Raw genomic sequence first — 13,830 nt, forward strand, 5'->3', positions numbered from 1 at the left:
AAATAAAAATTTATTGGAGGGTATAAACATGAGTGAAACATTAAGAAACTCGGTTAAAACGATGGTAAAGGAAACATTCGAAGGACCCCCAGTTCCTGTAAAAGGAAGTTGGTTCACAAATTCTAAACCGAATTCTGGAATTTTCGGAGTACTAGAGGAATTATCTTGCGACAAAGCCTCAATGTCAGTGCATGGAACAACATTGGCTGCACATACTGATCACGTCTGCTATCACATGTGGGGAACAAATGAAATCATTAAAAAAGGGAAACAGCCGGAAATGGATTGGAGAAAGAGTTGGGATATTCATTCTGTAGATCAACAGCAATGGAACCGAATTCAGGAAGGACTGCGAAATGAATACTTAAAGTTTTTGAAATCGATTGACGCTATTGAATGGAATGAACAACTAGCCAATGAAGTGTTATCTTCTTTGGCTCATTCAGCATATCATCTTGGAGCAATTCGACAAATCTTAAAAGTAGTAAAGGTGTAGCTTTGACATAAAGTTTAATCATTAACCGAGTATCGGAAATGAAATTTGACATCCATCCGTTGACGCCATAGTGATGGTATGATGTGGAGCGATTGCTTTCCCTCTACAGATTTGCAGGAATAAAGGAACCCTTTACAAGTATTTGTATTGAGGGAATGAACGAGTCTATCGAATTCGTAAAGGCCGGTATTGGAGCAGCTTTTGACTTAACTTAAGTATGGAGGGAAGCAGAATGGGTTTTTTTCAGTTTCATCGTAATATTAAAGTCCGGATGATTGAATCATTTTTAAGTATTACTATTGGAGAGATGATTTTCCCATTCATGGCAATCTATCTTACAGCATCATTTGGGATTGAAAGGGTCGGGTTACTTTTGCTGCTAAATGTGTTCATTGGGATGATAATCAATCTTTTGAGTGGTTATCTTTCAGACAGTTACGGGAGAAAAAAATTGCTCATGTATTCTGAAATGTTCCGATTTTTAGCTTTTTTTATCATGATGCTTTGTAATTCACCATGGTTTCATTCTGCTATTATCACTTTTTTGATGATGATAGTAAATACGATTTGCACAGCACTCTCAGGACCGACTAACCAGGCGATGCTTATCGATGTGAGTAAACCGGAAGAAAGAAAGTCGATCTTTTCAATCATGTTTTGGATAACTAATCTGTCAATCGCTATCGGAAGCATCGTTGGTGGGATTATGTTCAAACACCATTTATTTGAATTATTTGTTGCCTTGGTAATAACATCTTTGATCACTTTTCTCTTAATCACTTTTTTTATTCAAGAGAGTTATATTCCAAATAAGAAAAGAAAGCTTTCAACTAGTCACATTCAACAGATATTAAATAACTATCATGCAGTCTTTAAAGATAAGGTATTTATTTGGTTTGTGTTAGCGGGTGTTTTGGTCTTATCAATGGAGTTCCATTTAGGAAATTACATTGGAATAAGGCTGGCAAGTGAATTTACAGAACAGCATTTTATGGGTTGGACATTTGGAGGAATCGAATTAACAGGAATGCTTCGAACAGAGAATACAATTCTCGTTGTTGTCTTAGCTCTGTTTGGAACAAGAATGCTTTCTACACTGAAAGACCGTCAAATACTTATATACAGTTGGCTCATTTTTATCGCTGGGTACTCTATCATCTCCTATTCTAATAATTTATGGCTCTTATTAAGCGCCATGTTTATTGCTACGATTGCAGAGGTCGTTCGTGTTCCAGTGGAACAAAACTATCTTGCAAGCCTTCCTCCTGAAAACGCCCGAAGCTCCTATTTTGCGGTTAGCGGTATGAAAAATAATTTAACTCAGCTTATATGTTCTATAACGGTTACGGTCAGTGCTTTCATGTCCAATTTAGCAACAACATTTTTTATAACAGTCAGTGGACTTTGCGGAGTTATTATTTTTATCAGGATTGCCAAGTCTCTCGATGAGAGATTAGTAAGGAAAGAGGGAGCGGAAAAGCTAGAAGCTGCTAACTAATTAAGAACGGGCAATCTGACATAATAAATTTAAAGGTGATGAAGCACTTAAGATTCTCTGCACTTTTTATTAACAAAAAGGAAGAATTGTTTGAGAAGGTAAAGTGTATTCAGATATTGAATCACTCAATATGGAACAAATCTATGATTAGGGAGAACATTTAAGATACAAAAAAACCGCAATAATTCTGACATCATAATAAATATTATTATAACCATTGGTTTTATTTTTGCATGGTGGTTCGACCATATTATTGCCAGTTTTCTTGAGTATAGAGTTATCCGTTTCGTTATATTTATGGGATTCTTTTATTGGTTGGTGTATTCAATCAGAGATAATGGACAATTGAATTAAAAAGAGGCAAAGAGAAAAAGGAGAAATCACATACAAATCCTAGGGTTTTTCTTTAAAAGAAACAAAAAAACCTTGGGTGCGTCAGATTTATTGAATAAGGATATTTTTTGTTTTCAAGCATATTTGAATTTCAAACAAACCTTACACGAATAGAGGATTGAAAATAACAGGAACATAGGAGGTATGAGCTATGAAGATTAATAGAATAGATCATGTGAGTATAAACGTAAACGATCTTTCACGCGCTAAAGCGTTTTTTCTTGATTTAGGACTTGAAGTGCAAGCGGAATGGGAGTTGGATGGAGAACAGTTGGACAGAATTGTTGGTCTTAATGATGTTAAAACGTCATGTGTAGGATTAGGGATGCCAGATGGTCAAGCATGGATAGAACTAGTCAAATTTTATACGCCATCAGATGAAATCGATATTCAGCAACCTTTTGCAAATACACTGGGTATCCGACATATTTGCTTTGCGGTTGAAGATATTGAAGCTATTGTTGCAAAATTGAAAAAGAAGGGCACGGAAATCTTTAGTGAGATACAGCAATATGAAGAAAGTTATAAGTTATGCTACGTTCGTGGTCCAGAGGGAATTATTTTAGAACTGGCGGAGAAAATCAGTTAAATATTGAATGGGACTTTAAATGATTTAGAACTCCACCTTTAAAGATCCTGTGCCATTCCTGAACATCAGATTAAAAAATCTCATGTCTATGTAATTCTTGAGTAAGGTAAGGGCGCTATCCAAGACAAGGAATGCGTCTTTTATTATTGAATAAAGTATGAGGTGAATATCATCATTTTGAAAAAATTGGTATTAAGCAATCGGGCAGGATTGTTTAATAATGCTTTGGAGGTGTTCGTTTGACATTATTGGTCGTGTTTTTTGGAATAATTCTTATTTCATTAATCATTGGTCTTATAATTGATAGAAAAAATGGTAAGCGGAAAATCCCTGATAGAATACCAGGAGAAACATGTATGCAGCGTAAGGACATGAACAAAATGTAGAGGTGTGAGGCTCTCTTCAACAATCGGGTGCATTTCTTCAAGAAGGAGATCTGCGCTTTTTTATTGAATCTATTGAACTGTGTAATAAGAGGTTCCTATATTTAATCCATAAAATGGCCAACTAATTAAATGAAAAAGGATTTTTCACGAAACATTGAACCAATGATTAATGGCTCACGTTCAACTTGTAAAGGAGGTGTATCAAAGTGTCGATTTTTCGTAATCCTCAAGTTGTTCTGTTCAGTTCGGATGTAGTTAGAGCGGCTGCGTTCTATCAGGGTCTGGGTTTTACCGAGACCTTTCGAGTACCAAAAGATGGCGAACCGATTCATATTGATTTGGTTCTCGATGACTACAGAATCGGCATTGCATCTGTTTCCTCTACGCGGGATGATCACGGCCTCGACCCCTTGTCACATGGGCAGCGTGCTGCAGTAATTTTGTGGACCGATGACACTGCCGCAGCTTTTAAAGCCATCATCTCGAAGGGTGCCAAAGACCTGGTCTCACCTTACGAATGGCTCGGCCGACTACTCATTGCTCGGGTTACAGATCCGGACGGGAATCCAATTCAGATTGTGCAAAATCTCTGACGATGCACTTTCGTTTCTGATAACAAAATGAAGGAGGTACTCCATGCGAGGATACCTCTTCAAGTGAATTTATAATCTCAGGAATCGAGTGCATTTCTTCAAGTAGGAGAGATGCTCATACTGCTTTTCATTATTAATCTAAAATTATCAAGGAGAGGGAAAATCAAATGAACCCTTTGTTATTAGATATTCCTTTACAATTAGAAACTGAAAGGCTAATTCTTCGAGCACCACTTCAATCTGGAGACGGAGAAATTGTATACGAAGCAATTAAAGATTCCTTTGATGAATTAAAAGCGTGGTTGTCGCTTTTCCAAGAACTTCCTACTGTTGAAGAAACAGAAATCCTATTAAGGAATGCGCATATCAATTTTTTAAAAAGAGAAAGTTTGCGTTTTCTTATCTTTGATAAATGTGGCGGCAAGGACTTTATTGGAACTACAAGCCTCCATAGGATTAACTGGGACATTCCAAAATGTGAAATGGGATACTGGATTAATACAAAATATAGCGGTAATGGATATATGACGGAAGCGGTAAAGGAGTTAGCTAACTTCGGATTAAATCATTTCGCATTTAAGAGAATTGAAATAAGATGTGACTCAAGAAACTTTAAAAGTCGCTTTATACCGGAAAAGCTAGGTTTTATACTTGAAGGTATTTTAAGGAATGAGGATCTAAACGCAGATGGCAGCAAGCTGACGGACACTTGTATTTATTCTAAAATAAATTAACATGGCTTAAATTAAAGGAAGCTAAAAAGAATGATCTCAAATTCAAGTCTTCAAGAAAAAGGTGCTATTGTTGCTAAAGGGAAGTGGCACAGAGATGATAAAGTTTAATTTTTCTTATACCGCAATCGGGTGCAATTTTTACAAAATCTAAGAAAAGAAGGAAGGGATAAACAATGAATTTAGAAATGGTTATGGAAGAACTTGAAGCCCTGGGCAAGGAACGGACTAAGAAAATATATATATCCAACGGTGCGCACGAACCGCTTTTTGGCGTGGCTACTGGCGCTATGAAGCCCATCGTCAAAAAGATTAAAAAAAATCAATCTTTAGCTGAGGAGCTCTACAGTACAGGGAACTACGACGCCATGTACTTTGCCGGCATAATAGCAGAACCAAAAGCAATGACTGAGGCGGATTTTGAGCGTTGGATAGATACGGCGTATTTTTATATGATTTCCGATTATGTGGTAGCAGTAACTTTAGCTGAAACAGATATTGCACAAGAAGTTGCCGATAAATGGATCGCAAGCGGTGAAGAGTTGAGAATGTCTGCGGGCTGGAGTTGTTACTGCTGGCTTTTAGGCAATCGGCCAGATAGCGAATTTTCCGAAAGCAAGATCGCCAATATGCTTGAAAATGTGGAAAAAACGATTCGCGAATCTCCCGAAAGAACGAAATACGCTATGAATAGTTTTATTTACACAGTGGGGGTGTCCTATTTGCCCCTCCATGATAAGGCTGTTGATACCGCAAAGGCAGTTGGTCCAGTTGAATTCAATCAGGATAAGAAAAAAAGCAAGTTCCTACACGCTTCCGAAACTATTCAAAAAGCAATGGATAGAGGTCAGCTTGGCTTCAAACGCAAATATGTAAGGTGTTAAACAAGATCCTCACCTTACCGAGTAGTGGGATATTCCACAAATTATGTGCATTTCTTCAAGAAGGAGAAGTGCTATTTTTCTTGCTAATTTTGGTGCGATTCATGATGAAATTTATTAAATTTTGTATGCCAAAAGTAAAGCTGTAAGAAAATGGAAACAACATTTTTTATGAGGTAAATACCAGCACCACTTGCGAGACCATTAATTCTATCTTATGTTATGCTATTAGAATTAATTAAAAACCAGATGGTGCCTGACACCAATGGAAAGGAGACCGTCTATGCCCTCTTATGTGGATAGCCCAAATGGTATTTTCCCTTCAGTTTGTTCACTAGACTGCCCTGATCAATGCGGGTTGCTTCTTCATAAAAAGAACGGAAAAATTATCAAGGTCGAGGGTGACCCCGATCATCCAGTCACTAAAGGTTTTATTTGCAACAAGGTTCGAAATATGAACGAGCGAATCTATGATGAAAAACGGCTGAAATATCCTATGAAGCGCGTTGGTGAAAAAGGAGAAGGGAAATTTGTCCGTATAAGCTGGGATGAAGCGATTGAAACGATTACCACACGCTGGAAGGAACTGTTGCAAAGCGATGGTGCGGAAAGTATTCTTCCCTACAGCTTTTATGGAAATATGGGAAACCTTAGTGCGGAAGGCATGGACCGCCGCTTCTTCAATCGTTTGGGAGCCTCTCAGCTCGACAGGAGTATCTGCAACTCGGCTGGTTCAGTTGGTTATAAATATACAATGGGTGGCAGTTATGGAACCGATCCTGAGGATACCATACACACTAAGCTGTTTATTTTTTGGGGGATTAATGCTGTAAGCACCAACATGCACCAAGCAACCCTTGCCCAGCAAGCCCGGAAACAAAATGGCGCTAAAATCATTGTGATTGATGTCCATCAAAACAAAACGGCTAGATTAGCAGACTGGTTTATTCCTATTTTACCAGGGACTGACACTGCTCTGGCTTTAGGGCTGATGCATGTTTTATTTGCCGAGAACATGGTGAATTCTTCATTTATGGAGCAATTTACAGTCGGTCATGAAGAACTGCGTGAACATGTTGAGCAGTATGACCCTGCTACCGTATCGGACATTACAGGAATACCAGTGGAGGATATTGTTCAACTTGCAAGAATGTATGGACAGACTTCCCCTGCCTTTATTCGGATTGGAAATGGTCCGCAGCACCATGACAATGGCGGGATGTTCGTCAGAACGGTTTCCTGTCTCCCTGCCTTAACAGGTCAGTGGTTAGTAAAAGGAGGAGGGGCGATCAAAGGAAACTCTGCTTACCTGGCACATAATACTGCTAATTTGCAGCGCCCGGATTTGTTAAAAAATAAAAAAACGCGGGTCATCAATATGAATCTGCTCGGAGAAGCGTTGCTCACTTTTGTTCCCCCAGTAAAATCGCTCTTTGTATATGGTAGTAACCCAGCCGTTGTTGCACCAGCTAGCAATAAGGTTCAAAGTGGATTGAAACGAGAAGATCTATTTACAGTCGTCCATGATTTATTTTTAACAGAAACGGCAAAATACGCAGATATTGTTTTACCAGCTACATCTTCCTTTGAAAACACGGATTTTTATACGTCGTATTGGCATCACTATATTCAGCTTCAACAGCCTGTCATCGAACCATTCGAGGAAGCAAAGTCAAATGTTGAAGTGTTCCGGTTATTGGCTAAAGGAATGGGATTTACTGAAACGGCTTTTGATGAGACAGAGGCAGAATTGATTAGCCAATCACTAGCTAATCCCGAGAATCCACATATACAAGAAATAACATACGAAGACTTAACCAAATATCAGTATCTTAAGGCAAAGGCGAAATTTCCTGACAGTCTTCCAACACCGAGCGGAAAAATCGAACTCTATTCTGAAAAGATGAACAAGACGGATATCCTCCATTACCAACCTATATACCTTTAAAAAATGAATCTGATCACCACTTTCAATTTATAGCAGCGCCTAACCATAACTTTTTAAATTCAACATTTGCGAATCAGTCAAAACATGTTGGGTTGGAAAAAGAGCCTGAAGTGGTTTTAAATCGTGACGATGCCGAAAAATTGGGCGTGAAAAGTGGAGAACAGGTCCGGGTTTGGAACGAACAAGGGGAATGTATCCTTAAAGCAAGTGTCGGTGACAGCGTTCTTCCAGGTGTAGCCGTGACTCAAGGCCTTTGGGCAGCAGTGGAAGGAACGAAACATCTGGTCAACTCGCTAACCCCTGACCGTATCGCAGACATGGGTGGCGGTGCTACCTTTTTTTCAGGTAGAGTTAGCGTTGAAAAATTAACCGGTGCTTGATTCCGTTAAAATAGTAGAAGACCTCGACAACATAACATACATTATGGTCGACGTCTTCTTTTCTTGTTTCAGACAGAAAAATTAATCAAAATTTATATAGTCAATGACTGATTGTATCAAGCTAATATCCGAATCGATTAATAAAGCAGGAAGAAGTACTATGGTTAATAAGATAAGGGCATTTGAGCCAACAAATATTCGAAATATTCTTTTGATATTCACAATAATTCCTCCTTTTTATTATTAGTAAGTGAAAATTTATCTGTTTATTATACCATGAATTTCATTAATTTTCAAATAATTCAGTCAAATAAAGTTTTAAAATAACCTCCATCTCCAGAAACTGTTTTATTGTTCAATAAACCAATGAGGGCCACACAATGTGTGGTCCTTTTTTATTGCATTTATATTTTGGTACTGCGTATTCAATAGAATCATTTAACCTATCCTGTTTGGAATCCGAAATAAAAGAGAAAGGTTGTAGTTATTTTTGTAACCTTTTCTTTTTTTACTTGTCAATATTAGGGAGGAGGGGAGAAACATGGATGATCCGCTTGAAGAGATGTATCAGATTTATAAAGATCCGATATTCCGTTATCTTCGTAATATGTGCCGAAGTCGTACAATTGCTGAGGAACTAACTCATGATACATTCATTAAGGCTTTCAAGGGATATGGACGTTTTCGTGGTGATTCTTCCCTTAAAACGTGGCTATTTAAAATTGCGAGGAATACCTACCTGAATGAAACAGTGAAAGTTTCACAGAGGAATGAACTTCCCATTGCAGAGCTGGAAATTCAAGCAGGTGAAACTCGAAATATCGATACAGAAATGATGGTAAGGCAAACCCTTCAAAAGCTTACAGAAAAAGAAAGATCTTTATTGATTTTTAGGGAACAGGGATTTTCGTTAAGCGAGATTGCAGATATCCTTCAACAGACTGAAGGTAACATAAAGGTTGGAATTCATCGTGCTAAAAAGAGATTCAAGAAATATTATCTCGAAGGGGAGGAGGGGGAATTATGAAGCTTGATTGCAGTCTAGTAGAGGATTTGTATCCATTGTATGAGGAAAATGAATTAAAGGAAAATAACCGGCTTGCAGTAGAGGAACATCTGAAATTCTGTAGTAAATGCAGTGAGTTGTACAAAAAGGGGAACGGATTTTCCGAATTGCCTTTCTTCGTTGAAAATAAGGAAGAAAAATTGTCGAAGGAATTGGATGATCGTATCCGGCTAAGATTTCGATTGAGACGAATGAAAGTAATTACTGCCTTTCTTTTAGTAGTTCTTATTGTTACTAGTATTAACCGTTATGCAGCTAATCGGGAGAAAGTAGCTACCCTGATGGATGGGATGTATCTATATAGTGAATCACTAAGTATACTAGCCAAAAATCCTTATGAGATGGATTCGAACAGTCAACTGCTATCTTACTCGGTGGATGATATTATCGAACTAGATAACGAATTAAATTGGTTGGAGCGTAATCCATTAAAAAATACTTCCTATCATTTTTTTGTAAACACCCAAGAGCTTGATGAAATGGTTAAAGGTCTGAGCGAACGAAAGAAACAGGGACTGGAAGATGAAGTAGACTTACAGACGATTGAACTTTTACAAAAACAAACAAATTCACTTTTTATGCACGTTCAAAAGGAATACAATAACTTTCATCATGGCTATAGTTCCTATTTTGAGATTTTAAATGTTGAAGGAATTAGCAAACCCATTAGTAAAATAGAAGAACTGGCCTATTTTTATAACCGATATCACAAACTGCCGTCTGAGATGAAGTTAATGAATGAGAATGGCTTGAAGGAAAAAATACGAAGTGCATTTAATGTTAAGGACGGCAAGGTTAGCTTAGACAGATCATTAAATGAAGATCCGGGTGTTTATCAATTTGATACACACGGTGCTAAACCAGAAATCAGCGGTAAAATAAACGGATATACGGGGATTATTTTTTGGGCAGTGAATAATTCACAGCAATTAACTGATAAAAAAATAAAGAGCAAAAAAGAAGTCATGGAAAAGGCAAAAAAGATACTTAAGAAAATTTATGGCAATAACGCAAAGTTTGAGATTTATTATGATACAAATAGTGATATTGCTGATAAAACCAACATATACAGATTGAGGTACACACCTATTGCAGGAGAACATAAAATGCTTTTTCAAGGCTCTGAACCGTATTTCATTGAATTTGACGGTGAAACAGGGGAATTTAACACGCTGTGGGCAAAGATACCGACACTTTCAAATGAATTCTTCTCAAAAAATTATAATGATGAACTTTCTCAAGAAGTAATGGAAGCGAAGGCAGCCAAGATATCAGGTAAAAAAGGTAAAGCCGTCGAAAAAGGTATTATTTACTCCACAGTGTCTTCCGATTATGTTCTTGTTTATATTTTTGAAGGGAAGGATAATTGGATTTATATTAATGCAGAGACTGGAGTAGTTGAAAAACCTTATATCCCTGCCCTTTAAACCAAATTCAACAACCGATTATTTTATAAGACTCTATCGGGAACATTGTTGCTCTTAGAAGTGGTTGATTTCCGTTCCAGGTTGCTCGCTTTCCTCGGGGTGTGCGGTGAGCCTCCTCGGCGCTTTGCACCTGCGGGTCTCACCTGTCACACTGCTCCCGCAGGACAAGGAAAGCAACGGCCGCGTTACATCGCACGAAGAAAATGTGATTTTCATTTTCGAGGAGTCTCGCACCTTGCACTTCAATCACATTGCCAATGAAGACTTTTCGAAAATGACCTAAAACAAACAATCTTTTAGAAAATTTATAAAAACTAAAGGCGGCATTTCTTTAATGTTTTATTACTCAATGGTTGCATTTCTTCAAGAAGGAGAAGTGCGCTTTTATTTGAACCATAGTAACAGGATTGTGGAAAAGGTTATTTGGAATAAGAAAAAGAATATTAATAGTGTTGGTATGATTATTGAGGAGAATCTATGAAAATAAAAAATGGTATTACTGTTGTTCTCTTAGTTATTTTTTTAGCGGGATGTTTAGGGAAGAAAGATACCGATTTATCTCAACACCCATTAATGTCAGAAATGGAGGGGGAGTTCTCCCTTTTTGTATTAGATAAGAAACTAGATACAATTACATCTGAAAGTTTAAGAAATCAAGGAATTATAAATGTACACAAAATACAGTCTGGAACCTCTTTAAAAAGTGCTCAAAAAAGTATGGATTTCTAAAATTAAAGAGATCACCTACCTATGTTGTCTTTGATCATTCACAGGTATTGTATAAAACAAGTGATTACAATAAGTTGATTGATTATCTTAAAAATCATCCATAATGCGAAAATTGCTAGAGCATATAACTAAATTTACTATTAAAAATAAAGCTAGGAATTCTGATTTTTGGTAACAAAAGCATATTTCCTAAGGAGGAAAACATGGAAGTTTTTGAAAAATATTTAGCAGGTATCGATAACCCCGATAACCGCGACCGAACAGAAGAAATTTTAGCGTGGGTTGCAAATAAATTTCCAAGTTTGGAACCGCAAATCAAGTGGAATACGCCAATGTTTTCCGATCACGGCACATTTATCATCGGCTTTTCCACAGCGAAGCATCATTTGAGCGTTGCACCCGAAGAAGTAGGCATTGCACATTTTGCCGATGACATTGCACAAGCTGGCTATAGCGCTACCAAAGGCTTATTTCGAATTCCTTGGAATGAGCAGGTAAATTACGAATTGCTTGAGAAAATGATTGAATTTAATATCCAGGATAAAGCAGAATATACGAGTTTTTGGCGGAAATAAAACATTGCGCTAATCAAAAATGAATGACACGAAACAAAACTGAACTCACCTTTACGGGCAGAGGAGCTTCTTTCCCTTCAACGAGAAGCTCCTTTTGTTATGTATTCTAGTCCATCATCGCTCCAAAATACGGGGCGGCGCCAACTCTTTACGGAAATGTACGTCGTCACTGTTCGGAGTAGGAACGCCTTTCCAACGGAAAATTTCTTTGTACCCGTGCCGTTCGTAAAAGCCTGGTGCTTGGAATGTGAAGGAGGTTGTAAACACGTGGGTACAGCCTCGAGCGAACGCCTCCGCTTCAAACTCCTCCAGCAATTTGGCACCGAGCCCATCGCCCCGCAGATCGTTATGCACCCAGGTCATTCCAATCCCAGCTGCCACACCCCAGCTCCATCCGCTCATGCCTGCACAAAGCTGACCTGAGTCGTTTAGTATTTTTACGGTTAATTCCCGAGCTGCTGTAATCCCAGTCGTGGCTGCAGCGTTCACCTTATCTAATTCATCAGAGAGACGCTGGTCCAACTCCTGATCTGCTTCTCCTACTACTGAAGAATACTGCTGTCCCATAAGTTGTTCACTTCCTCGTTAGCTATTTGAATTATTTTGCTTTTTGTTAATGGGTAATTAAAGAAATTTCTAACTCGTACAACGAATTTCCCAGTTTTTATTATAATGGTTGGATGATAGTTGTCATACATATAGCATCTTTATCCGTAAATCAGGCGCATCACTAAAGAGAAAAATCCTTCTTATGAAAAAAGAACCTCGTTTAGAGGTCCTTTTTGATTTTATAAATTTTGAACTGCTGTAAATACTCTGCCGTGTTCAGCATTCTCTACTGATCCTGTGGATAATGATCCAATAAGTAATGCGGTTAGTACCAATGAGAGGATAATGCCTGCAGTGATTTTTTTCATCGTAGTGCCTCCTTTTTTTGTAAAGCTTTTTTAGCTTCGTATGCCATGTTAAAGTACTGACTTGCTTTTTGATGGTCTTCCTTGTTATGGAAGTATTGTGCAAATTCTCCAGAATAATCTTCAATGAACCCATGGAGTTCATGTTGTGTGAAGTAGTGGACTCCATCCTTAAAAATCTTTTCGAATTCTTCTTCTGATACGTGGTTGTTTAGTACTCTTAGGATTTCGAAGTGATGTTTATATTCTTCACTTCCAATCTCAATTCCTTTATTGTAGAAGAACTCCGCGTTTTCTCTATCGTTGATTCGATAATATTCACGTGTTAGAAGGAAATGTGTCCTAAAATAAGGATCTTCTTCATTGTACACTTCTAATAGGTAACGGATTGCAAGTTCCGACATGTTCTGTTCGGCGTAGAGAAACCCGATATTATATTTGATTAATATATTGTATTTATCTTCACCGACTTTTTTTGCCAAATCGAGCGCACTTAGGAAATGTTCTTCTGCTTTTCCGTATTGTTTGAGTGAAAGGGAAGCGAGACCTTGAATGTTCTCACACCCAGACCGAAACAGCTCATATCCTTCCGTTTCAGATAGTAATCTCAGTGCTTCGTTAGCATAGTTTAATACTGTTAATGGCTGACGGATATGATAATACATCAGAGAGGCTCTATAATAAAAATCGGCTCTGATCGTTTCATCTGTAACGTTATTCAACAGTTGATACGCACGGATGAACCTCGTCTCTGCTAGTTCATAATCTTCTTCCAAGGTCAATAGTATCCCAGAGATCAAGTTTATGTAGTACCCATAAATATCTGCTCTGTTAAGATGGATGTCAGAAAGGTTATCCAAAATCGCATGTGCTGCAGTAAAATCTCTTTGTAAGATAAGATAACGGCTGTTTAACAACTGGTAGTAGAGTTGGGTTGTGGAATTCTGGATCTCTTTTAATTCTGTTTTAATCTCTTTATGTATTTGCTCTGATTCTTGCAAGCGGTTTGTACGAAGAGCTGTGTGCCAACGTTCAAGGGTTTGTAGAATAGGCTCGCTTGTTATGTTCATCATGAAACTCCTCTCCAAAAAACTCTTACTATAAATCTAGCATAAAATGGAAAATTAAAAAATTGGGAAAATTCATACATTTTTGATGTAATAAACCAACATATTTTCCTTCATTTTCCCAACATGTATGTCTTAAGGACTGACCACCTATATA

Annotated in this window: 13 protein-coding genes and 1 pseudogene; 11 read left to right on the forward strand and 3 right to left on the reverse strand. The window is 37.8% G+C overall.

Annotated features, from left to right (window positions below; genetic code table 11):
- The first annotated feature begins 28 nt into the window (after positions 1-28).
- The 11 genes and pseudogenes from RGB74_RS02625 (at position 29) to RGB74_RS02675 (ending at position 11,692) form a co-directional block, all read left to right on the forward strand.
- Positions 29-496 (forward strand): hypothetical protein, encoded by a 468-nt coding sequence (locus RGB74_RS02625; RefSeq protein WP_310761439.1) that lies wholly within the window; start codon positions 29-31, stop codon positions 494-496.
- 232 nt (positions 497-728) lie between these two features.
- Complete coding sequence (locus RGB74_RS02630) at positions 729-1,994, forward strand: MFS transporter (RefSeq protein WP_310761440.1); 1,266 nt, start codon at positions 729-731, stop codon at positions 1,992-1,994.
- Positions 1,995-2,538: 544 nt separating this feature from the next.
- On the forward strand, positions 2,539-2,976 hold the full coding sequence (locus RGB74_RS02635) for a VOC family protein (RefSeq protein WP_310761441.1): 438 nt from the start codon (positions 2,539-2,541) through the stop codon (positions 2,974-2,976).
- Between the two features lie 592 nt (positions 2,977-3,568).
- Positions 3,569-3,955, forward strand: a complete 387-nt coding sequence (locus RGB74_RS02640) for a VOC family protein (RefSeq protein ID WP_310761442.1) — start codon at positions 3,569-3,571, stop codon at positions 3,953-3,955.
- 167 nt (positions 3,956-4,122) lie between these two features.
- On the forward strand, positions 4,123-4,689 hold the full coding sequence (locus RGB74_RS02645; protein ID WP_310761443.1) for a GNAT family N-acetyltransferase: 567 nt from the start codon (positions 4,123-4,125) through the stop codon (positions 4,687-4,689).
- A gap of 173 nt (positions 4,690-4,862) precedes the next feature.
- On the forward strand, positions 4,863-5,570 hold the full coding sequence (locus tag RGB74_RS02650; RefSeq protein ID WP_310761444.1) for a DNA alkylation repair protein: 708 nt from the start codon (positions 4,863-4,865) through the stop codon (positions 5,568-5,570).
- A gap of 280 nt (positions 5,571-5,850) precedes the next feature.
- Positions 5,851-7,895, forward strand: a pseudogene (locus tag RGB74_RS02655) (molybdopterin-dependent oxidoreductase).
- 541 nt (positions 7,896-8,436) lie between these two features.
- A complete protein-coding gene (locus tag RGB74_RS02660) occupies positions 8,437-8,922 on the forward strand; it encodes an RNA polymerase sigma factor (RefSeq protein ID WP_310761445.1) in 486 nt (161 codons plus the stop codon).
- Positions 8,919-10,388, forward strand: coding sequence for a zf-HC2 domain-containing protein (locus tag RGB74_RS02665; protein ID WP_310761446.1), 1,470 nt, complete (start codon positions 8,919-8,921; stop codon positions 10,386-10,388). Before RGB74_RS02660 ends, RGB74_RS02665 begins: the two co-directional genes overlap by 4 nt.
- Before the next feature lie 477 nt (positions 10,389-10,865).
- Positions 10,866-11,117: a hypothetical protein gene (locus RGB74_RS02670; protein ID WP_310761447.1), complete on the forward strand. Its 252-nt coding sequence runs from the start codon at positions 10,866-10,868 to the stop codon at positions 11,115-11,117.
- A gap of 203 nt (positions 11,118-11,320) precedes the next feature.
- Complete coding sequence (locus RGB74_RS02675; protein WP_310761448.1) at positions 11,321-11,692, forward strand: iron chaperone; 372 nt, start codon at positions 11,321-11,323, stop codon at positions 11,690-11,692.
- Positions 11,693-11,806: 114 nt separating this feature from the next.
- Here the strand turns inward: RGB74_RS02675 and RGB74_RS02680 are convergent, their stop codons facing one another.
- From RGB74_RS02680 to RGB74_RS02690, 3 genes are all read right to left on the reverse strand, one after another.
- Positions 11,807-12,259: a GNAT family N-acetyltransferase gene (locus RGB74_RS02680; protein WP_310761449.1), complete on the reverse strand. Its 453-nt coding sequence runs from the start codon at positions 12,257-12,259 to the stop codon at positions 11,807-11,809.
- Positions 12,260-12,480: 221 nt separating this feature from the next.
- Entirely contained in the window at positions 12,481-12,609 is a 129-nt protein-coding gene (locus RGB74_RS02685) for a hypothetical protein (RefSeq protein WP_310761450.1), read from the reverse strand.
- Positions 12,606-13,679 carry a response regulator aspartate phosphatase gene (locus tag RGB74_RS02690; RefSeq protein ID WP_310761451.1) on the reverse strand — a complete coding sequence of 358 codons (1,074 nt, stop codon included), beginning with the start codon at positions 13,677-13,679 and terminating at the stop codon, positions 12,606-12,608. The genes RGB74_RS02685 and RGB74_RS02690 overlap by 4 nt, the downstream gene beginning before the upstream one ends.
- Positions 13,680-13,830 lie beyond the last annotated feature (151 nt).

Origin of the sequence: Bacillus sp. NEB1478, from assembly GCF_031582965.1 — a bacterium.
Taxonomy (GTDB): Bacteria; Bacillota; Bacilli; order Bacillales; family Fictibacillaceae; genus Fictibacillus.